At 35.5% G+C, this 20,547-nt stretch carries 21 protein-coding genes; 8 read left to right on the top strand and 13 right to left on the bottom strand.

Translation table 11 applies throughout. From position 1 onward, the window contains the following. Positions 1-9 precede the first annotated feature (9 nt). Genes SACI_RS06835 through SACI_RS06795 form a run of 9 tightly spaced genes read right to left on the bottom strand, consistent with a single transcriptional unit; the run spans position 10 to position 7,802 of the window. Positions 10-1,212, bottom strand: a complete 1,203-nt coding sequence (locus SACI_RS06835) for a pyridoxal phosphate-dependent aminotransferase (protein WP_011278260.1) — start codon at positions 1,210-1,212, stop codon at positions 10-12. Positions 1,213-1,223: 11 nt separating this feature from the next. Then, positions 1,224-1,970, bottom strand: a complete 747-nt coding sequence (trpC, locus tag SACI_RS06830) for an indole-3-glycerol phosphate synthase TrpC (protein ID WP_011278259.1) — start codon at positions 1,968-1,970, stop codon at positions 1,224-1,226. Between the two features lie 4 nt (positions 1,971-1,974). Then, a complete protein-coding gene (locus SACI_RS06825) occupies positions 1,975-2,544 on the bottom strand; it encodes an anthranilate synthase component II (protein ID WP_011278258.1) in 570 nt (189 codons plus the stop codon). A 16-nt stretch (positions 2,545-2,560) separates the two neighbouring features. After that, positions 2,561-3,859 (bottom strand): anthranilate synthase component I, encoded by a 1,299-nt coding sequence (locus SACI_RS06820; RefSeq protein ID WP_011278257.1) that lies wholly within the window; start codon positions 3,857-3,859, stop codon positions 2,561-2,563. Then, complete coding sequence (locus tag SACI_RS06815) at positions 3,841-4,440, bottom strand: phosphoribosylanthranilate isomerase (protein WP_011278256.1); 600 nt, start codon at positions 4,438-4,440, stop codon at positions 3,841-3,843. Before SACI_RS06815 ends, SACI_RS06820 begins: the two co-directional genes overlap by 19 nt. Then, positions 4,427-5,473 (bottom strand): anthranilate phosphoribosyltransferase, encoded by a 1,047-nt coding sequence (trpD, locus tag SACI_RS06810; protein ID WP_015385611.1) that lies wholly within the window; start codon positions 5,471-5,473, stop codon positions 4,427-4,429. Before trpD ends, SACI_RS06815 begins: the two co-directional genes overlap by 14 nt. Next, entirely contained in the window at positions 5,463-6,200 is a 738-nt protein-coding gene (gene trpA, locus SACI_RS06805; protein WP_011278254.1) for a tryptophan synthase subunit alpha, read from the bottom strand. The genes trpD and trpA overlap by 11 nt, the downstream gene beginning before the upstream one ends. Beyond that, positions 6,197-7,471 carry a TrpB-like pyridoxal phosphate-dependent enzyme gene (locus tag SACI_RS06800; RefSeq protein ID WP_011278253.1) on the bottom strand — a complete coding sequence of 425 codons (1,275 nt, stop codon included), beginning with the start codon at positions 7,469-7,471 and terminating at the stop codon, positions 6,197-6,199. The genes trpA and SACI_RS06800 overlap by 4 nt, the downstream gene beginning before the upstream one ends. A 52-nt stretch (positions 7,472-7,523) precedes the next feature. Continuing rightward, positions 7,524-7,802 carry an acylphosphatase gene (locus tag SACI_RS06795; RefSeq protein ID WP_011278252.1) on the bottom strand — a complete coding sequence of 93 codons (279 nt, stop codon included), beginning with the start codon at positions 7,800-7,802 and terminating at the stop codon, positions 7,524-7,526. Between the two features lie 93 nt (positions 7,803-7,895). On the opposite strand from SACI_RS06795, the gene SACI_RS06790 reads away from it, so the two are divergent. Further along, the gene (locus SACI_RS06790; RefSeq protein WP_011278251.1) at positions 7,896-8,972 is read left to right on the top strand and encodes an inositol-3-phosphate synthase; all 1,077 of its coding nucleotides are present in this window, start codon (positions 7,896-7,898) and stop codon (positions 8,970-8,972) included. Next, positions 8,926-9,210 (top strand): hypothetical protein, encoded by a 285-nt coding sequence (locus SACI_RS06785; RefSeq protein WP_230937949.1) that lies wholly within the window; start codon positions 8,926-8,928, stop codon positions 9,208-9,210. The genes SACI_RS06790 and SACI_RS06785 overlap by 47 nt, the downstream gene beginning before the upstream one ends. A gap of 1 nt (position 9,211) precedes the next feature. Here the strand turns inward: SACI_RS06785 and ppsA are convergent, their stop codons facing one another. Together ppsA and cdvB1/B2 are read right to left on the bottom strand one after the other, a co-directional pair. Next, entirely contained in the window at positions 9,212-11,590 is a 2,379-nt protein-coding gene (gene ppsA, locus SACI_RS06780; RefSeq protein ID WP_011278249.1) for a pyruvate, water dikinase, read from the bottom strand. Positions 11,591-11,653: 63 nt separating this feature from the next. Then, a complete protein-coding gene (cdvB1/B2, locus tag SACI_RS06775) occupies positions 11,654-12,313 on the bottom strand; it encodes a cell division protein CdvB1/B2 (RefSeq protein ID WP_011278248.1) in 660 nt (219 codons plus the stop codon). 84 nt (positions 12,314-12,397) lie between these two features. Here cdvB1/B2 and SACI_RS06770 point away from each other — a divergent pair, with 84 nt between their 5' ends. Beyond that, positions 12,398-12,685 carry a hypothetical protein gene (locus tag SACI_RS06770; protein WP_011278247.1) on the top strand — a complete coding sequence of 96 codons (288 nt, stop codon included), beginning with the start codon at positions 12,398-12,400 and terminating at the stop codon, positions 12,683-12,685. On the opposite strand, the gene SACI_RS06765 is transcribed toward SACI_RS06770, so the two are convergent. Next, positions 12,657-14,108: a UbiD family decarboxylase gene (locus SACI_RS06765; protein ID WP_011278246.1), complete on the bottom strand. Its 1,452-nt coding sequence runs from the start codon at positions 14,106-14,108 to the stop codon at positions 12,657-12,659. The two genes, SACI_RS06770 and SACI_RS06765, sit on opposite strands and share 29 nt — an antisense overlap. Positions 14,109-14,209: 101 nt before the next feature. Here SACI_RS06765 and thrC point away from each other — a divergent pair, with 101 nt between their 5' ends. From thrC to SACI_RS06740, 5 genes are read left to right on the top strand one after another with little or no spacing between them, the layout of a single operon-like run. Then, positions 14,210-15,388, top strand: a complete 1,179-nt coding sequence (thrC, locus tag SACI_RS06760; RefSeq protein ID WP_011278245.1) for a threonine synthase — start codon at positions 14,210-14,212, stop codon at positions 15,386-15,388. Then, positions 15,385-16,728 carry an aspartate kinase gene (locus SACI_RS06755; RefSeq protein ID WP_011278244.1) on the top strand — a complete coding sequence of 448 codons (1,344 nt, stop codon included), beginning with the start codon at positions 15,385-15,387 and terminating at the stop codon, positions 16,726-16,728. The genes thrC and SACI_RS06755 overlap by 4 nt, the downstream gene beginning before the upstream one ends. Beyond that, complete coding sequence (gene asd, locus SACI_RS06750; RefSeq protein WP_011278243.1) at positions 16,713-17,765, top strand: aspartate-semialdehyde dehydrogenase; 1,053 nt, start codon at positions 16,713-16,715, stop codon at positions 17,763-17,765. Before SACI_RS06755 ends, asd begins: the two co-directional genes overlap by 16 nt. Next, positions 17,762-18,433 carry a CehA/McbA family metallohydrolase gene (locus tag SACI_RS06745; protein ID WP_011278242.1) on the top strand — a complete coding sequence of 224 codons (672 nt, stop codon included), beginning with the start codon at positions 17,762-17,764 and terminating at the stop codon, positions 18,431-18,433. Before asd ends, SACI_RS06745 begins: the two co-directional genes overlap by 4 nt. Beyond that, the gene (locus tag SACI_RS06740) at positions 18,387-19,619 is read left to right on the top strand and encodes an Nre family DNA repair protein (protein WP_011278241.1); all 1,233 of its coding nucleotides are present in this window, start codon (positions 18,387-18,389) and stop codon (positions 19,617-19,619) included. The genes SACI_RS06745 and SACI_RS06740 overlap by 47 nt, the downstream gene beginning before the upstream one ends. Here SACI_RS06740 and argF read toward each other — a convergent pair. Next, entirely contained in the window at positions 19,612-20,532 is a 921-nt protein-coding gene (argF, locus tag SACI_RS06735) for an ornithine carbamoyltransferase (RefSeq protein WP_011278240.1), read from the bottom strand. The genes SACI_RS06740 and argF overlap by 8 nt on opposite strands. Positions 20,533-20,547 lie beyond the last annotated feature (15 nt).

Raw genomic sequence — 20,547 nt, 5'->3', positions numbered from 1 at the left:
ATCGCTTTTTTAACTTCTCATCAACTGATTTATGAACTCGCTCATTCTTTGAACGCCTTCCTTAATAACATTTTCGTCAACAGCAAAACTTAACCTTACAAACTCTTTACCTGCATCTAATGGAAACACTTCTCCTGGAATAGTTACTACTCCTTTTTCTTTAATTAGATTAACAGAGAAATCTTTTGTGGACATACCGCTTTTTCTCAGAATTTCGCCCAGATATGGAAACATATAGAAAGCTCCCTGACTCTTATTAACCTGTATTCCCTTAATTTTCTTTAACTCAGAATACATCACATCCCTTCTTTTCTTAAATGTATCTATCATTTTCTTTACGTCATCAAACGTATCAAAGGCAGACACAGCTGCTTTTTGAGCGAAACTTGTTGGACATGTGTAGACATTAGCAGCAATCTCAGACATTTTCTTTATTACGTTTTCTTTAGCTACTACATATCCTAATCTCCAACCAGTCATGGAAAAGGTTTTACTAAACCCATTAACGTATATGCTGAAGTTTTTCCAGTCTGGATCCTCGAGTACACTTCTCATCTTCCCCTCATAAACAAAATAGTCGTATATCTCATCCGATAGGACTATCAGATTTTTAGATTTAGCTATTTCTATTAACTGATCTATCTCTTTAGGATCAAATACCATTCCGGTAGGATTATGAGGATTATTTAGTACTACCATCTTTGTTTTATCAGTAATTTTATTCTCAAGATCATTCAGATTAAGGGAAAATCCTGTATCTTCTCTCCATTTCATCTTAACATAAACAGGTTTTCCACCTAACATCTTGACTACTTCAGGATAGGAGTAATAGGAAGGATCAAATATTATAACTTCGTCACCTGGATTTACGTATAGTAGAAATGCTAGATACAAAGAGACTTTAGCTCCAGGAGTTATAATAACTTCCTTACTAGATATATTAGTATTGTATTTACTACTGAGAAAACTTGCTATTTTAGCTCTTAACTCGTCAATACCATATGCTGAAGTATAAGCAGTAAAACCACCATCAAGAGCTTTTTTAGCTTCATCTCTTATCTTTTGAAATGTAGGAAAATCAGGCTGACCTATGCCAAAGTTGACGATTTTTATTCCTTTCTCCTTTTGAACACTCCTAGCTATATCTTGATATAGTAGTGTAGTTTCGCCTGATATGGCTAAAGCTCCTTTAGAGAAATTATCTAAGCTCATCAGTATAAGTATTAAATCAACTCCTTTATTTTATTCTGATCCTTTAATAAGGATGTACCTATGAGGAAAGCGTCTGCACCGGAAGCTCTGAGTTCCTCAATGTCTTGTCTAGTACTAATACCACTTTCAGCTATTTTCAACCTATCCTTAGGTATCATTTGAAGTAATTTTTTAGTTCTATCTAAACTTACCTCTAGTGACTCAAGATTTCTAGCATTTACCCCTATGAAATCATAATTACCTCTTAAAGCTACATCTAAGTCCTCCTCATCTGATATTTCTACTATTGCCTCTAGTCCGTAAGATTTAGCATACTTGTATAAACTGACCAGCTCTCTCTCCGTCAATATTTTTGCTATTAATAATATAACATCTGCTCCTATATTGTATGCAGAATCTATTTGTTTTTCACTAACTACAAAATCTTTCATTAGTATGGGTAATTTTACATTCTTTGCAACTAGTTCCAGGTCATTATAACTACCGTTAAAGAACTTTTCTTCTGTTAAAACACTTATTCCTGTCGCACCATTATTCTCCATAAATTTTACATATTCTATAATGTTAATATCTACATTTATCCCAGAGGGAGACCTTCTTTTATATTCTGCTATTATAGGATTTAATCCTGAATTCTTAGCAGAAATTATACTTTTTTTTAAGGAGAAGATAGGTCTATCTCTTACCTTTTCTATTTTAGGTCGGGAGAGGGAGGCTTGTACAACATCAGTTAACCAACCATTTAGAAATCTCGGCATCAAGTTACACTTTATTCAGAAAGTTATAAAATATTCTCCTACCATATCCTGTTCCCACGCTCTCAGGATGAAACTGAACTCCATAGATCCTGTATTCAACATGATGTACTCCCATAATCTCCTTATCTTCTTCCGAATACGCATCAATAACTAAAGGTTCCTTTACATTATCAATAACTAAACTATGATATCTAGTTGCTTCAAAACGATTTGGAATCCCATCATATAGTGTAGAGGAAGAAGAATGTACTATTTTGCTTATCTTCCCATGATAGATCGTTTTTGCTCTCCTTATAACTGCGCCGAAGGTAAATCCTATAGCTTGATGACCTAAACATACCCCAAAGATAGGAATTCTTCTGCCTAAGTATTTAATCACATCATTAACAATTCCTATATCCTCTTTTTTATCTGGAGAACCAGGACCTGGAGATATAACAATTCTATCAGGATTTAATCTTTCAACTCCCTTTAGTGTTATTTCGTCATTTCTTATAATTATAGGATAACTACCAAGTTCACCTATAAGCTGAGCTATATTGTATACAAAACTATCGTAATTATCAATTATCAACGTTATGTCCGTAATTTTACACCCCCATTGCAACTTTCAAGGCTCTCATCTTATGTTCCGTTTCAAAGTATTCCATTTCAGGAACAGAATCATAAACTATGCCAGCACCTGCTTGAATTCTTATAGTATCCTTATTTACAAATGCGCTTCTTATAGTTATTGCAAATTCTGCATCACCATTAGACGAGAAAAACCCTACGCCTCCAGCATATGGACCTCTCTTATAATGCTCAAATAATTCAATAAGATTCATTGCCATAGGTTTTGGTGCACCACTAACTGTACCCGCAGGAAAAGTTGATTTCAAAACATCAAAAGAAGTAAGATTCTTCCTCAAGGTACCAACCACTTTACTAACTATATGTTGAACATATGCATACTTTTCAACATACATAAACTCAGGAACTTTGACAGAACCCATATAACAAACTTTGCCTATATCATTTCGTGCTAAATCAACTAACATAAGATGTTCAGCTCTTTCTTTTTCTGATGACAACAAATCTCTTTCTAGTTCTAAATCTTCCTCTAGTGTTCTACCTCTAGGTCTGGATCCGGCAATAGGATATGTTTCTACTACTCCTCCTTGAACACTAAATAGAGTCTCAGGGCTTGAACCAATTATCTCCCTATCCATGAATTTCATGTAAAACATATAAGGAGAAGGATTAACTTTTCTTAAATTATTGTAAAACCTCATCAAATCTCCCTTATAAATGTACTTATAAAACCTAGAAAGAACCACCTGAAAGATATATCCGCGCCTTATATAGTCTAATGCTTCTTTCACTATCCCCTCAAATTCTTCCTTCTTTAGGGACTCCTCGTAATATGAAAATTTTGTTTCGTCTGATGATATACAATTATACTTAGTAGGTAAGTCACCATCTAGATATACTTTCCCCTCTGCATGATCATAAACTATTATATTCTGAGGGATGAAAAATTCTGCATAGGGCCATTTCTCAGGCTCAGGCTTCAAATCCTTAATAGTTTCCCAATATCTAACTCCATCATAACCCATATATCCAAATATTCCTCCTTTGAACTTACCTGGAACATTAAGGCTTGGTGCCTTATTTAAAAATTCTGATAAAACCTCTATTGGATCATAGAATTCCTTGACTATATCTCCTGAACTTTTGTTTTTATACAGAGATATATAGCCCTTTCTGCCCCAACCGATCATGCTATACCTTGATTTATATTGGGGACCTGAGCCACTCTCTAATAGAACCGCAACGTCTTCATCTTTCTTTATACAACTAAAGACTTCATTAGGTTGAGTAAAAGCAGTTATTGGGTATACTTCCACTTTCTAACACCTTCTATTATCTTTAACATTTTACTAGGATCCTTTTTTCCCTTGTATTTCTCGATTCCTGAAGAAACATCAATCCATTTTGGATTTATCGATAGAAAATCATGGAGGTTATCTGGTGATATTCCTCCGCCTATTCCAATTTCATATTCTTTAGCCCAGCCTCTCGCTAAATCTAGGTTGACCTTACTACCTTTTATCTCTGAGTCCACCAATACATTAAAGCCCATACTTATAACACTCCTGAAATATTCTTGATACATATCCGAAGAAGGAACATAAAGTATTACTTTCTTTCTATACATATGAATCTCGTCTAATTCTCGTCTAGTTAGTACCCTATGTATTTGGATTAGGTCTGCCTTTGTTTTATCAATTGATTCAGATACATTTCCCTTTACTATTACTTCAACCGTCGGAATTTCTACATACCTTCTCACAAAACCAATAAAATCTTTCTTAACAAATCTAGGGCTCGCCGTATCAGTAACAAACCCTATAAAGTCAGCGCCAAGTTTTTCAGCCAATATTGCATCCTCCAGGCTAGCTATTCCACAGAATTTAACCTTTACCAACTTGCCTCACTAACTGATCAAATTTTTTAATGTCACCATTAGATTCTATAATCCTTCTTAGATGCTGAATTGTTGATTCCATTAGTTGCATAGCATACTCGAATCCATCCCTAGCGTCTTCCGCTTTACCTATAAGTTTGAGACCTACAGCAACATTAATTCCTATAAAGTCTCTAATATCACTGTCAATCCCCATAACCCCTCTAAGTATTTTTATAGCAGACTCGTTTGCACTAGTGGCAGTAATTTTTTCAATCGGTATCTGTCTCTTTAGACCAAAATCAGAGTAATGAAGTCTATATTGTTGTATTTTCCCATTAGTAATTTCATAAACGGTCGTATATCCATAAGGACTAATTTCATCAATACCTGGCTCTCCATGATATATGAAAACTTTTTTGTAATCTAATAGTGAGGCTGCTTTTGCTACTATATCCATGACTTTAGACGAAAACAGTCCAATTAGTTGATATCTTGTACCCGCTGGATTAGTCAAGGGACCTAGGAGGTTAAATATAGTTCTTATGCCTAAGGTCTTTCTTACATTCGCAACGTTTTTCATAGCTGGATGGTATATTTGAGCAAAGAGAAAGACGAAATTATTCTCTTTTATAAGCTTATTAGCTAACTCAGGGGCAATATTTATATTATAACCCAGAGCTTCAAGAACATCTGCACTACCTGACTTACCACTAACAGATCTATTGCCATGCTTAGCCACAGGAAATAATTGACTTAGAATTATTGCCGTAATAGTACTTACATTTATGGTACCTAGTCCATCTCCACCAGTTCCTGCAGTATCAAGAGCTTCTGGATAACTTATCTTGATTGCATTGTTTCTCATAGCTCTTGCAAAACCCACTATCTCTTCAAAACTTTCCCCCTTCATAGCTAAAGAAGTCAATAAAGCAGAAACCTGAATCTCAGGAATTTCTCCTTTCATTAAAGCATTAGCTATAGCTTCACTATCTTCAGTTGAAAGATCTCTCTTCTCAAATACAATCTTTTTCAAATAATCACTAATATTCATCCAGCACTCCTCTCAATTTTTTTATAAGTTCAAGTGCTCCATTCACTCCGTTTTTGTCAACTTCTTCTATTAAAGATGTCCCAACGGCTATTCCGTCTGCTCCTACTGACATCGCTTTCTTAATATCTTCAATACTGTTCAAACCAAAGCCTACAACTAACTTACTTTGAACCATAGTTCTTATTCTGTTTATCAGAGAATCAATACTTATTGGAATAACTACACCTGTAGTTGGTCTTACTCCGTAATAAAGAAATAGATCGGTTAGTTTAGATGCTTTAATGATCAGGTCATCCGGCATTAAGGGAGCTGTAAATAAAACAGTTTTTATACCTTCATTCTTTATTAAATTGACATATTTTTCATATTCGTCAACATAATCTATAAGCAAATCTGGGAATAAAACACCATCTACCCTACTTTCTTTTAATTTTAGTAAAAAATCTCCTAACTTATCTACGTACTCTTCCAGATATGTTAAAATAACAACTGGAATTTTGATTCTCTGTTTGACCTCATAAAGTATCTCGTAGTAGTTCTTTATATTATTACTAACGATTTTATATGTCTTCCTTATTACAGGTCCGTCATATTTAGCATACTTTGGTGGAATCCCAATTTCTAAAATATCTACCCCAAAATCCTCTATGTTATCGATGAATTTGTAGAAATCATTTACATTAGGATAGCCTAACGTCATATAGGCTACCAGATACTTTTTACTCATTTCTTCATCACTCTATTTTTCATAGATTCATAGTTGCTCAAATCTAACAAACCATGACCACTAACGTTAACCAATATCACCTTCTTATCATTGGTTTTTTTAGCCTCCAGTGCCTCATCAATTGCAGCCTTAATAGCATGAGCAGATTCAGGTGCTGGAATTATACCTTGAGTCTTCATAAAGATTTTAGCTGAATTATATATCTCCTCTTCTGTATACTCGCGCCATTCAACCACTTTTTCCTTAACCAGTAAACTAAGGGTTGGGGCAACTCCGTGATATCTAAGTCCGCCTGAATATATAGGAGGAGGAATGAAATCCTTTCCTAAAGTTATCATCTTTACCAGTGGCAATAATCCAGCGGAGTCTGGGAAATCATATTCATATTTACCTTTACTGAATTTAGGTACTTCTGAGGAACCTACAGCTATATACTTCTTTCCCCTCTTGGTACCAATAAACGGATATGTAAATCCACCAAAATTACTTCCTCCTCCGACACACCCTATTATGGTATCTGGTTCTTCTCCTAGTGCCTCAAGTTGATTAATAGACTCCATACCTATAATGGATTGGTGCAGGATTACTACATCTAATACACTTCCAACTAAATACCTATAATTATTTTCCAGGGCGTACTCTATTGCCTCACTCATAGCTATGCCTAAAGACCCAGGATGACGTGAATCCTCTTTTAGAATTTTTCTACCAAACTCTGTTAGATCAGTAGGGCTTGCATGAACCTTAGCACCATATAATTCCATTATAGTTCTTCTCATAGGTTTGTGCTCATAACTTACCCTGACCATGAATATGGTAGACTCTAAATCATACATTGAAGCAGCCAAGGCTACTGCTGTTCCCCACTGTCCAGCGCCGGTTTCAGTGGTAACATGAGAAACTCCCTCATTTGCAGCAAAATATGCTTGAGGTATTGCTGTATTTATCTTGTGAGAACCAGTTGGTGTTGCGCCCTCGTATTTGAAATAAATCCTTGCTGGAGTTTTCAAATACTCTTCTAATCTCCTTGCTCTAATCAGTGGTGTAGGTCTACCTATGTTTATATATCTATCCCTAACCTCATCAGGGATCTTTACAAACCTTTCTATGGTAAACTCTTGTCTTAATACCTCCTTTGGGAGGATTTTTCTTAGAAGATCAATTCTTGAGAACTCTGCGTCTTGTGGATCTCTTGGTGGAGGTAATGGTTTTGGGAGATCGGGTATTATATTATACCAATACTTTGGAATTATATCGAAACTATTTACCATTGGCTCAACAAAAGCACCTGTAAAGAAGAGATGTTAAACTTATTTAAAAATTTTAGTATGTGTCAAAGCTAGCGAATTCCCCTGTGTAGTCATCAAATTTCACATCAACTTTTTCAACTTTAGATAGTGGAGGTCCTCTTTTTATCTGATCTAAGAGTTTATATAGAGCCTCCTCATATCCCTCTGCCAAAATTTCCACTGACCCGTCAGGCAGATTCTTAGCGTAACCTTTTATACCTAATCTAGCTGCATGAATTTGTATAAATCTTCTATATCCTACACCTTGAACTATACCATAAACTATAACATACATTCTCTTCAATCCACCCATTAATTTCACCTCAGAGTCGCTCCACTTCTTCACCGTTCAGATATATTCTCTCATCACAATATATTTTAACATCTTGCATTGTATAAATAGTGTATGATTAAAGTAGCTATCGCTGGACTAGGCAATGTTGCTTCTATGTTAATTCAAGGAATAGAATATTATAAACAAAGAGGAGAAAATTACTACGAGGGACTTATAACTCCTGTTATAGGGAAATATAAGATAACAGACATAGAAGTAGTTGCTGCATTTGATATTTCGAAAAATAAAGTTGGAAAAGATATAACTGAAGCAATATTCGAAAAACCTAATATAACACCTAAAATTGTGAATATGGAAAAGAAAGGGGTAAAAGTAAGCCCAGGACCGGTTTTAGATGGAGTAGCCCCTCATATGATCGATGTATTTAATCCAGTAGATGATGCAAAAATAGAAAATGTAATACAGGAACTTAAAGACTCAAAAACTGAAATATTAATAAACCTTTTACCTGTAGGAAGCGAGAGAGCAAGTAGAACATATGCTAGAGCAGCCCTTGAAGCTAACGTCGCATTCATAAATGCTATTCCTGTATTCATAGCTAGCGATCCTAAAAAGGAATTTCCGACATTATTTCAGAAAAAGAATTTACCGTTAGCTGGAGATGACATAAAGGGACAAGTAGGTGCAACAATACTTCACAGGACATTAACATCATTATTCAGACTTAGAGGGGTTAAGGTGGAAGAGACTTATCAATTAAATGTTGGAGGAAATACAGATTTCTTAAATATGAAAACTGAAGAAAGGCTCTATACAAAGAGAATAAGCAAAACTAAAGCTGTTACCAGTACCCTAGAGAATGACTACCTTGAGAGAGAAGGAAGAATAAGAATAGGTCCCTCAGACTATATTCCGTTCCTTGGAAACACTAAGGTAGCATACATATATACGAAAGGATCTGGGTTTGCGGGAATGCCTGTAAAAGTAGAGGCAATGCTAGAGGTTGACGATAAATCAAATGCAGCAGCAGTATTAGTTGACGCGATAAGAGGTGTAAAAGTAGCACTTGATAGAGGAATAGGAGGTCCTTTAGTAGAGCTATCAGCATTTTACTTTAAACATCCTCCTATTCAGGCGAAAGATGATGAAGAAGCTTATAGGTGGTTTAGAAAGTTCATTGAAATGTGAAATATGTGAAGAGGAAATAGGAACTTTCGAATGTAAAATATGCGGAAGAAATGTTTGTAAACTAGATTTTAATGAAGAGAAGAATATTTGTAAAGTATGTGAAATGAGTTTATGTGAAGTATGTGGTGAAAAGTTGTCAATAGGTAAATGTGAGAAGTGTGGAAAAATTATTTGTGAAAAATGTGTTGGATATAATGATGGCGTAAGAAGATATTGTAAAAATTGTTATATTCATTAGCTCAAGATTTTCTCTTGTTTTTCGATAATCCCTCTAATAATATTTTTTGTTCTACTGAGGCTACTTGTCTCCTCACACTTATTACTGCATCCGGATTAACACTTATACTATCTATACCAGCACGAACGAGAAATTCAACAACCTCAGGATATACACTAGGAGCTTGACCACATATAGATACGGTCTTGCCATACTTATGCGCCACAGAAATTAGAGTCTTTATACCTTTAAGAACAGCAGGATCTCTCTCGTCATAGTATCCCATTCTTGCTAATAAATCAGAGTCCCTATCTACACCTAAGGTTAATTGAGCCAGATCATTACTTCCAATACTATATCCATCGACTATTTTTGAAAACTCATCTGCCAATATTACTACAGAGGGTACTTCAGCCATTATCCATACCTTAAACTCTTGATTCCTCCTTAGACCCTCATCCTCCATTATTTCAATTGCTTTCTTCAACTCCCATGACGTTCTCACAAACGGGAACATAACCCAAACATTCTTTAAACCCATTTCTTCTCTAACTTTCCTAATTGCTTTAACCTCCAATCTGAATGCAGGTTCGTATTGCTTACTTATGTATCTTGAAACACCCCTCCATCCTAACATGGGGTTTCTTTCATCAGGCTCAAACTCATCTCCACCATATAGCCTCTTGTACTCATTGGTCTTAAAATCAGAAAATCTAACTACCACTGGTCTTGGATATATTGCTGAAGCTACTATACTAATACCCTCTGCTAATTTATCCACAAATACTTCAGGCTTACCATTTTTTATCAGGTATAAGGGATGATATTTAATCCATTCACTGACTATAAACTCGATTCTCATAAGACCAATTCCATCGAATGGCAAGTCCAAGTATTTATTTATCACATCTGGTTGCCCAAGATTCATGTAAATCTTGGTTGCTGTTACCGGGTATAAACTCAATATTGTTTCCTTTGAGATACCAGAAATCCCACTTACAGTTTGCTTTTCTTTAACCTCTTCTTCAAACTCTATTTTTCCTTCATATACTATACCCCTAAAAGCATCTATGGTAATCTGTTGCCCATCTTTAATACTATTTGTAGCATTTCCCGTACCTACTACAGCTGGAATACCTAATTCTCTTGATACTATTGCCGCATGGCTCGTCATTCCACCCTCATCTGTGACTATTCCAGAAGCTATTTTCATTAGAGGAACCCAATCTGGATCAGTCATTCTGGTCACTAAGATCTCTCCCTGATTGAAAGATCCAGCATCTTTAATATCCAGTATCACTCTAGCCTTACCATATGCTATTCCAGGACTAGCAGGTAATCCTTTGGTCAATATTTTTCCAACAGATGCTTTAACTAACACTTCTTCTTTGGGTTTAACTTGCTTAGAAGACCAGTATGTTTCCGGTCTGGCTTGAAGCAAAAATATGTTCTCCGGAAATTTAATATCACTATCTATAGCCCATTCAATATCCATAGGCCTTTCATAATGCTGTTCAACTTTAAGAGCTAGTTTAGCTAGTTCTTTCGCCTCCTCCTCAGTTATAGAAATCGAATTGGCTTCGTTCTCATCTAACTTTAACTCAACGTTTTTCTTCATCTGCTTATCATAGGTGACTTTAATTGTCTTATGAGATATACGCTTCTGAACTATTTTAAGCGTAGATTTATCTATTACTATTTCGTCGGGAGTAACTTTACCTCCTACCACGCTTTCCCCAAGACCCCAATTAGACTCTATAATCACATAATTTGTGTCCCCAGTTGAAGGATGTAACGTGAACATTACCCCTGCAGCTTTAGCATTAACCATTTTTTGTACTACCACAGCCATATGGGCTGATAAGTGATCTATGCCTTTTGCATTTCTATAAGAGATAGCCCTCTCATTGTGTAAACTAGCCCAGACTTTCTTAATGTAACTGAATAAATCATTTTTACTTACGTTAAGAAAGGTATCCTGTTGGCCCGCAAAGCTTGCCTCCTCAATATCCTCTACAGTAGCAGAAGATCTTACGGCGACAAGAACTTCCTTATTAGATATTTTTTCTAACTGTTCGTACGCGTCAGATATAGCTTTCTTTAGATCTGGAGGTATTTCTGCGTTTAAAATAAGACTCTTTACTTTCTCACTAACCTTTTTCTCGTCTTTATCATTTTCAAATATGTTTTTTATAACATCATATAATCCATTATATTTTAGGAAATATCTGAATGCATTTGAAGTTATTACAAAACCTGGAGGTACTCTTATACCCAGTGATAATAACTCCCCTAAATTAGCAGCCTTCCCCCCTACTACCTCAATCATATCTTTTGATACATTTTTGAGATCTAGGACAAGCTCCCCCTCTATAAGTGAAGAATCCAAAACAGTTCCCATAAATATTTCCTACTTATATATTAAAAAAAGTTTCTGACATATCAAAAAATCTCATTATTGAATTTATTTTTGATTTGCGTTTGTTTTTTGATCCACCGAAGTTGCAAATGATGGTAAAGATGGGAATTTCTCCTTCATCCTCTGCTCTGCTACAGCTGAGGCTTCGTCTAAGATCTTTCTTGCCTCTGGAGAAGAGGTTGCAAAGTCAACTCTAGCTCCAGTGAATTCACCAGCCTCTAACACTACCTCCTGCAGACCTTCTTCTAAATCAGCCAACTCTATTGATAATTCAGGCATTACACCCTTCATCACATTTCTCAATTCCCTTATAACGCCAATAACCGGGACCAAGGAGGTGAATATATCTCCTATTTCAGTTATGGTCTCTAATCTGAGTTGAACCTGTTCTAGAGCTATTTCAGTAGTCAATAACTGTTTGGTTATTTTCCTTATCTCTGCTATTTCATTAGCGTACATTGCAGCCCTTGCACTATCTTTGGAAATCTGAGACTCTACCACTTTCTCAAATAAGCTCCTATCTCTCTCCTGTAATTTTGAAATATAAACATCTAATCTACTTATTGTTGTTCTTAATCTATAATTAGCCATTACTAATCTATATCTTAAAGGCTGTTGTGACTTAAAGAGATTCTTTATTTTTTCTGATATTGTAGGCTCTTGCCTTCCTCCCCAATTTCTCAGAAAATCATTCACATCTGCCATCTTCTATCTCGTAGTATATTCTTCCGCCGATTTACCTTTAAAAAAGGAAACATTTATAATACTCCTAACCAAATGGGTAATTGAATGAGACTTTTCAAACTAGAGAAGAAACAAAACCAGTTGGAGATAATTAATAACACTCCTAAAAAGGTGTTACTTAGAAGAGTGGCATTATCGTATGAAGTAACTACATTTGGCTATGAGATGGAGAGAGTTCCTAAATTGATAACGGAGGAAGTCTCTTTGGAAAAAGAGGTCGAACCAGAAAAATCAATTAGAATTCCCCTTAAACTTGATACTTTAAAAAGGGTAAGTATAGTATACAGAGCTGAGGATAGTGACATTACTTTGAGAGAGGATATTGATCTTTAATTTTTTTCAAAATCTTTTCCATCCTTTTTACAACTTCAGGATCGTCCGAAACCTCTTCTGGCCATTCCCTACCAACTTCCTCTCTGAATTTCCTTGTAGCGTCAATACCTATTTTACTACCAAGAGGAGGATGTGGAGTCGTATGATCCAAAGAGTCTGTCAATACATTATCTACAATTAGCACATCTCTTTTGGGATCAACTGTGCTAGATATCGCGTAGAGTATCTGGTTGATATCATGTACATTTACATCTTCATCAACAACTATAATCATTTTCAGTAAACTCAATTGCCCCACCCCCCATAATGCCATCATAGCCCTTTTTCCTTGCCCAGGATAAGTTTTTCTAATCGAGAATATTCCAATACCTGTAAATAGACCGTATTCAGGTAAATTCATATCAACTAATTCCGGTACGATCATTTTGAGGAAAGGTAGAAATAATCTTTCGACTGCTCTTCCAATCCATGCATCTTCTAAAGGTGGTTTACCAACAGATGTGGCGTGAAATATTGGCTGATCCCTAACATAAATTCTTTCGACTTTCAATGTGGGGTAAAAGTCTGCTGGAGTATAATATCCCAAATGGTCACCGAATGGACCCTCTAATCTCACATCGTTCAAATCAACATATCCTTCTATTACTGATTCAGCATTAGCTGGAACCAAAATTCCGTTATCTAAACGGGTTACTTCTACTCCTTCTTGTCTAAGTATACCAGCAAATAAATATTTATCAAGACCAGGAGGAACAGGAGATGCTGCGACAAACGTAGTTATAGGATCAACACCGTTGATTATTGCTACAGGAACCTTTGTTATCCCCTTTTTCAGATATTTATTGGCTGTGATACTTCCTCTTTTAAATGCTTGCCAATGCACTATAGCTTCTTTCTGGTTAACTAGCTGAATTCTGTAAACACTTAAGTTATGCACCTCTGTATCAGGATCCTTCGTAATAGTAATAGAGAAAGTAAAGTACCTTCCAGCGTCTTTGGGCCATGTCCTTAGAGCTGGAAACTTATCAAGCGAATACTCCTCATGCAGTTCAAAAACCGGCTTTTTAGATTTAGGAAAGACCTTTCCTAACTTACTCATCTCAGCAAAGCTTCGTATCTTCTCAAAGAACGTTGTAGGTAACTGACCTAAAAACTCATCAAGAAATTTACCAGAAATCTCCTCAAGTTTATTAGATCCGAAAATGTTATAGAAGACATTAAGTGAATTAAAAATATTAGTAATTACTTTCCATTCTGGGAAATTTTTAACATTAGTAAATAGTAATGCAGGCATTTTAGAATACGTGGCTTCTCTCGTTAGATAGGCTATCTCTAATTCCGTGGAGACTTCATCACTAATCTCTAAAATATTCTTATTTCTCCTAAGAAATTCAATATATTCTCTTAAATCCTTGAACCCCATTACTATATATGTTAAAGACCGAGGGTAAAAGCTTATATTTTCGAATTTAAAATGAGCTACCGTTAGTGTGGTGATTTGTTGTTGGAAACAAGAAAGGACATATGAAATGTTTAGACTGTGGATATGAGTTAAGTGAATTAAGACAAGACATAATAACCTGCCCCTCATGTGGAGGATTATTAGAGATAAAAATTGAATTCCCTAGTGAGTTTGACCTTAGAAGATTAAAGGGAAGAGGAGTATGGAGGTATAAAGATGTTATAGCAGGGGAATATAATAAAATTGTAACCTTAGATGAGGGCAATACACCCTTAATAAAATCTAGAAAATACGATAAGACATATTTCAAGTTTGAAGGAGCAAATCCCACAGGAAGTTTTAAAGATAGAGGAATGACAGTAGCGATTAGCTCTGCATTATCTCTAAATTATAAAATAGTTGTTGCGGCTTCTACAGGAAATACTGCAGCATCAGCAGCTGCCTATTCAAGTAGAGCGGGTTTAAAGAGTTTCATAGTTTTACCTAAAGGAAAAGTAGCATTAGGAAAGTTAGCACAGTCTATATTGTATGGTACTGTAATAATAGAAGTTGATGGAAGCTTCGATATAGCAATGAATAGTGTTATGAAACTTTATAGAGATCATAAAATAGTTTACCCACTAAACTCGTTTAATCCCTGGAGATTAGAAGGTCAAAAAACTATAGCTTATGAGATAGTGGAAGACATAGGAGTCCCTGATAATGTAATAGTACCAGTAGGGAATGCTGGAAATATCTATGCGATATGGAAAGGATTTAATGAACTCCTAGAAGGAGGCTTAATAGATAAAGTTCCTAGAATGATAGGAATACAAGCAGAAGGTGCAGCTCCAATAGCTAAGGCACTAGAAAAAGGACTTGAGCAACCAGAATTCGTAGACTCCCCTGATACGATAGCTTCAGCAATAAGAATAGGTAAACCGGTTAATTGGAAAAAAGCCATAAAAGCAATGAAGTCAAGTAAAGGATTCGCAGTGTATGTATCTGATAACGAGATTATAACTGCTCAACAAGAATTGGCTAGAAGAGAGGGAGTAGGGGCTGAACCTGCATCTGCTGCAGCATATGCTGGATATCTGAAGCTCTTGTCATCAAAGAAGATAGAAGAAAGTGAGAAAAGCGTTGTAATTCTAACAGGACATGCCCTAAAAGATCCGGATATAATGATAAAAGCAGAGGCTAAACGTATTCTGGTGAATCCTGAACATATAGATCAAGTTATTTTAGGTGATCAAATATGATAAAAGTAATAAAAATCGGTGGTTCAATCCAGAAAGATGAAAAAGATTATGAATTAATAGCTGACAAAATCTCCAAATACAGTGACGAGAACAGAACTCTAATTGTAACTTCAGCAATTAAGGGAGTTACAGATCAACTTACTTCAGTAATAAATGAGACTGATAAGGCAGTTGATAAGGTCACAGAAATATACGATAAACACATAAAACTCTTGTCAAAGCTAGTTGATGGAATTGAATTTGAAAAAGCATTTAGAGATATATCAAGGCTGGTAGACGAATTATATAGAATAGCATGGTCAATAAGGGTGTTAGACGAAGCGACACCTAGGGTAAAAGATTATATTCTATCTTTCGGAGAAAGATTAGCAGTAATTCTTCTATCTTCATTCCTGAGAACCAGAAAGTTTAGCGTAAATAACTTAATAGAACCGCCAATAGTTACCGACGAGAATTACAGTGAGGCGAATGTGTTATTAGAGGACTCTAAGGAGTTATTATCTAAAAAATTAGAAGAAAGCCAACAAAAAATAGTTGTGTTACCTGGCTTTATAGGTAAAAGTAAGAATAACAGATATACTACGATTGGTAGAGGAGGAAGCGACTATACGGCAACATTGATTGGAAAGCTGGTAGATGCAAAGGAAGTAAGATTGGTTACAGAAGTTCCAGGGATAATGACTGCAGATCCTAGAAAAATTAGCAATTCAGTAACTATACAAAGATTATCATTGGAAGAGGCAATAGAATTATCACAGCTGGGTGCTAAGAAACTACATCCTAGAACATTTGATCCCCTTTTTGATGCTAACATGAAAGTGATAATTGAAGGACTTTATGAAGAAGGATGCACCATTATAGAAGGGTTATGCACAAGTAAAGATGGATTAAAGGGAATTACAACTAAAGAAGGCTTAAGTCTTATAACTATTGAAAGTACCAGGATAGTAGGAAAAATAGGTTCTGCCTCCACGATAACATCAGAAGCCAAAAACGCAAACGTAAACATTATAGCTCTTTCCCAGCCTGCTTCTGAAACCACTATACAATTTGTAGTTGATCAGAAGGATCAGAAAAAATTCGTAGAAAGACTTAGCCAATTATCAGGTTTAATTAAGAATATAGAACTATCTGAGGTAGGTGCAGTAAGCATAGTGGGGTGTGGGTTAAGAAATAAAGAAATTTCGAGCAAAGTGTTGTCAAAAGCATCATCGTATAATCCAATATTTGTGTCAAGAGGTTTGAAAGGAGTAAGTATAACATTTATAGTAGACAAAAAAGAGTTAGATAGCATTTCAAAAGAACTTCATGAGGTGGTAGTAAATTGGTCGATAAATTAAAAGTATCACTACTTGGCTCTACTGGAATGGTAGGACAAAAGATGGTAAAAATACTTGCAAACCATCCTTACTTAGAGTTAGTTAAAGTAAGTGCCTCGCCTAACAAAGTTGGTAAAAGATATCAAGATTCTGTAAAGTGGATAGAAACCGGGGATATACCAGAAAACATAAGGAATCTTCCAGTTGTCTCAACTAGTTATGAAGACCACAAAGACGTAGATGTAGTATTATCTGCGTTACCAAATGATATAGCTGAAGGAGCAGAGCTCGAATTGGTTAAAAACGGAAAGATAGTTATATCTAACGCAAGCCCCTATAGAATGGATCCAGACGTGCCTCTCATTAATCCAGAAGTAAATTGGGAACATCTAGAACTTCTTAAAGCGCAACAACAGAGAAAAGGATGGAAAGGACTTTTAATTAAAAACCCAAACTGCACAGCAGCAATTCTATCAATGCCCATAAAGCCACTACTAGAAATAGCAACAAAATCTAAGATTTTAATCACAACTTTGCAGTCTGTAAGTGGTGCTGGATATAACGGCTTATCCTTTATGGCAATGGATGGAAACGTGATTCCCTATATTAAAGGGGAGGAGGATAAAATAGCCAAAGAGTTAACTAAACTGAACGGCAAAGTAATTAACCAAAAGTTAGAACCAGCAAATCTAGACGTTACAGCGACCACCATAAGAGTTCCAATAAAGGTCGGTCACATGGGTGTCATAAACCTAATTACAGATCAAAAAGTTAGTATTGAGGAAATTAAGTACGCTCTCAAAAATTTCAAATCTTTACCACAACAAAAAAGACTTCCTACTGCTCCAAAAACGCCATTAATAGTAAGAGAAGAAGAGGATAGACCCCAACCTATGATAGATGTAATAGCAGAAAATGGTATGGCAGTTTCAGTAGGTAGAGTGAGATATGAAAATAACGTGTTAAGACTAGTTATTCTAGGTGACAATTTAATAAGAGGAGCAGCAGGGATTACAGTATTAACAGTTGAGCTTATGAAAGAGCTGGGCTATATATGAAAATTGATTTTCATGTGCACTCTTTTTTCAGTGATGGAAGAGAATCACCCCTAAATATAATAAAATATGCTTTAAGAATTGGCTTAGATGCTATAGCACTAACTGACCACGACACCTCAAAAGGTTATTATACAGTTAAAGATTATCCAGTTATACCAGGACAAGAAGTTACTACAGAATTTGGACATGTTGTAATTTTATGTAATTTTCCTCCTTCTCCACCTAGAGAAATAGCAAAATTAGTAGATTACGCAAAGGATAATAACTGCATAGTCTTTCCATCCCATCCTTTCGATATATTTAGAGCCGGCATAGGAAAACAGGTTTACGAATATAAGTTTGATGCAATTGAAGTGTATAACTCCAAGGCACCTAAAAATGCCAATGATAAGGCATTAGCGGTATCTAAAAATTTGAACCTGCCTGGTCTTGCAAACAGTGATGCCCATGTCATACAGGCATTAGGCTCGGCATATAATTATTTCAAAGATATATCAGAGTTCAATATTGATAACATACTAGAGCATATAAGAAAGGGCAAAATAGAAATTAGTCCTATAGGTTTGAACATAAAAGCTAAGATTAAGATTATTGAATGGAGTATTTTGAGGAAACTAAAAATTGCCAAAAATACCAGCAGAGTTATGTATCAAGTGCAAGGGACATAAATATTTATGTGGCTTATCAATATGTCCAATACTTGAAAGGTTCAAAAATGTAACAAGTACTGTAAGTAAAATAGTAATCAATAATAAAATAGAGGGATCTACGCCCCCTAGCATTTTAATTGGAGAAAAAAATTATCCGAAAGTATCTCTAGTTTATAATATACCACCTGGAGTTATAGGAGAAGAAGCAAAAGATTACGAGAATCCAGAGGGCTGGTGGGGAAGAAAGAGCCTTAATGACATAATATCCATAAGAAGTTCCCTAATTTCAACAATATTAGGCGGGCTAAATGTTAGAGACCCGTACAAATTATATGAAAAAGAAATCTCTTTGGCTGGAATATCTGAAAAACCTGTAGTTTCAGAAACAGACAGTTCTGGGAAAATAGTTCCTAAACTTAAATTTGATGGTATTCTAATACCCAGAGGACCATCTCTCACTGTTCAGTCAATAAAAGTCAGTGAAAATCCTAAAGTGCCCAGAACAATTCAAAAACTCATATTTGATGACCTTAAAGCAGAGGAAAGTGTAATTAAGCTCTACTTAGACAATGAAAACTACTACAGGATTATAAGTGCTTTCTCTCTTGGTTTTCTAGGACTTAAAAGAAACAGGAAATTAGTGCCGACTAGGTGGAGCATAACAGCAGTAGATCAGATTGTAGGCAATTATCTTTTAGATAATATCAGAACTCTAGACACAATAGATAATGTAGAGTACTATTATGGATCTTATTTAGGCAATCATTTTCATATAATTCTATATCCTTCTTCACATAGCTCCACTTGGATAGAAATATGGCACCCATTATCTTTATGGACTACGGAATTAATAATAAGCGAACTATCTGAGAATTATTGGGGTGAATATGACTCTCTAGATGGTGGATATATTGCAGCTAGATTTTCAATAATAGAAAAACTATATAAGAGAAGAAGACAAGCTGGTATCATAATAATAAGGGAGATAACTAAAGACTACTTTGCACCAGTAGGTAATTGGCACATAAGAGAGACTGTAAAAAGAGCATTAGAAAATAAACCCAAAACCTTCAATACGATCGAAGAGTCATTAAAGTACGTAAATACAAACCTGGAAGCTAATGATAAAATCAACTTATTGGGTCTTAAGAGTATAAAGAAAATAATTGGTCAAAGAAGAATAGATGAGTTTCTTTTTAAATAAATAGAGAAAGCACAGCCATAGCAGTATAAAGTCTGTTCTCAGCCTGATCCCACACAGCACTTTGATGACCGTCTATTACATCATCCTCGACTTCCTCACCTCTAACTGCAGGTAAGCAATGCATAAAAATTGCGTCTTTACTGGCATATCTCATTAAATCTCTGGTTACTTTATAGTCTTTCAACTTCTTTTTCTTCTCTTCTGCTATACTCTCCTGCCCCATACTTACCCATACATCCGTATAAACAACCTTCACTCCCCTTACAGCCTCATAAGGATCTTCATAAAACTCTATGATCGCACCACTTTTTTCACTCTCCTCTTCTATTCTACGCCATACCTCTTGCTTTGGTCTGAACTCCTTTGGACTGGCTACCCTTAATTCTAATCCCATCTTAGACACAAACTCCATAAGGCTTGTTAGCACGTTGTCCGTTCCATCTCCTATAAATGCCATATTCGTGTACGTACCAAATCTCTCTTTGACAGTCATAAAATCAGTTAGCGCTTGTAAGGGATGGGATACATCACTCAACAGATTTATGACAGGCTTCCGAGAATACTTTGATAGTATTTCAAGGCTATTATGATTTAGAACTCGTGCACCTATGCCATCCACATATCTTCCTAGAACTCTAGCAGTATCTTCTACAGTTTCTCCTCTTCCTAGTTGAATATCTGATTTAGACAAGACTATACTAGTACCCCCAAGAAGCTTTACAGCTAACTCGGTACTTATTCTGGTCCTAGTACTAGGCTTCTCGAAAATTAGAGCTATCTTTTTATTTTCTAAAGTTTTAGGAACACTGTTTAAATTAACAAAGCTCTTCATAGAGAATGATAGATTTATAATACTTTCTATCTCATAATTCGAGAAATCCAACAACGTTAGTAGGCTTTTACCCTTTAACATATTTTTATTTTTAAA

The organism is Sulfolobus acidocaldarius DSM 639, from assembly GCF_000012285.1.
GTDB classification, from domain to species: Archaea; Thermoproteota; Thermoprotei_A; order Sulfolobales; family Sulfolobaceae; genus Sulfolobus; species Sulfolobus acidocaldarius.
This window is presented reverse-complemented; position numbering and strand designations above follow the sequence as displayed.

Coding starts and splice junctions, on each gene's coding strand:
- SACI_RS06835 (WP_011278260.1), bottom strand. CDS start 1,212: ATGAGCTTAGATAATTTCTCTAAAGGAGCTTTAGCCATATCAGGCGAA.
- trpC (WP_011278259.1), bottom strand. CDS start 1,970: ATGCCGAGATTTCTAAATGGTTGGTTAACTGATGTTGTACAAGCCTCC.
- trpD (WP_015385611.1), bottom strand. CDS start 5,473: ATGAATATTAGTGATTATTTGAAAAAGATTGTATTTGAGAAGAGAGAT.
- trpA (WP_011278254.1), bottom strand. CDS start 6,200: ATGAGTAAAAAGTATCTGGTAGCCTATATGACGTTAGGCTATCCTAAT.
- SACI_RS06800 (WP_011278253.1), bottom strand. CDS start 7,471: ATGGTAAATAGTTTCGATATAATTCCAAAGTATTGGTATAATATAATA.
- SACI_RS06795 (WP_011278252.1), bottom strand. CDS start 7,802: ATGGGTGGATTGAAGAGAATGTATGTTATAGTTTATGGTATAGTTCAA.
- SACI_RS06790 (WP_011278251.1), top strand. CDS start 7,896: ATGATTAAAGTAGCTATCGCTGGACTAGGCAATGTTGCTTCTATGTTA.
- SACI_RS06785 (WP_230937949.1), top strand. CDS start 8,926: ATGATGAAGAAGCTTATAGGTGGTTTAGAAAGTTCATTGAAATGTGAA.
- ppsA (WP_011278249.1), bottom strand. CDS start 11,590: ATGGGAACTGTTTTGGATTCTTCACTTATAGAGGGGGAGCTTGTCCTA.
- cdvB1/B2 (WP_011278248.1), bottom strand. CDS start 12,313: ATGGCAGATGTGAATGATTTTCTGAGAAATTGGGGAGGAAGGCAAGAG.
- SACI_RS06770 (WP_011278247.1), top strand. CDS start 12,398: ATGAGACTTTTCAAACTAGAGAAGAAACAAAACCAGTTGGAGATAATT.
- SACI_RS06765 (WP_011278246.1), bottom strand. CDS start 14,108: ATGGGGTTCAAGGATTTAAGAGAATATATTGAATTTCTTAGGAGAAAT.
- thrC (WP_011278245.1), top strand. CDS start 14,210: ATGAAATGTTTAGACTGTGGATATGAGTTAAGTGAATTAAGACAAGAC.
- SACI_RS06755 (WP_011278244.1), top strand. CDS start 15,385: ATGATAAAAGTAATAAAAATCGGTGGTTCAATCCAGAAAGATGAAAAA.
- SACI_RS06745 (WP_011278242.1), top strand. CDS start 17,762: ATGAAAATTGATTTTCATGTGCACTCTTTTTTCAGTGATGGAAGAGAA.
- argF (WP_011278240.1), bottom strand. CDS start 20,532: ATGTTAAAGGGTAAAAGCCTACTAACGTTGTTGGATTTCTCGAATTAT.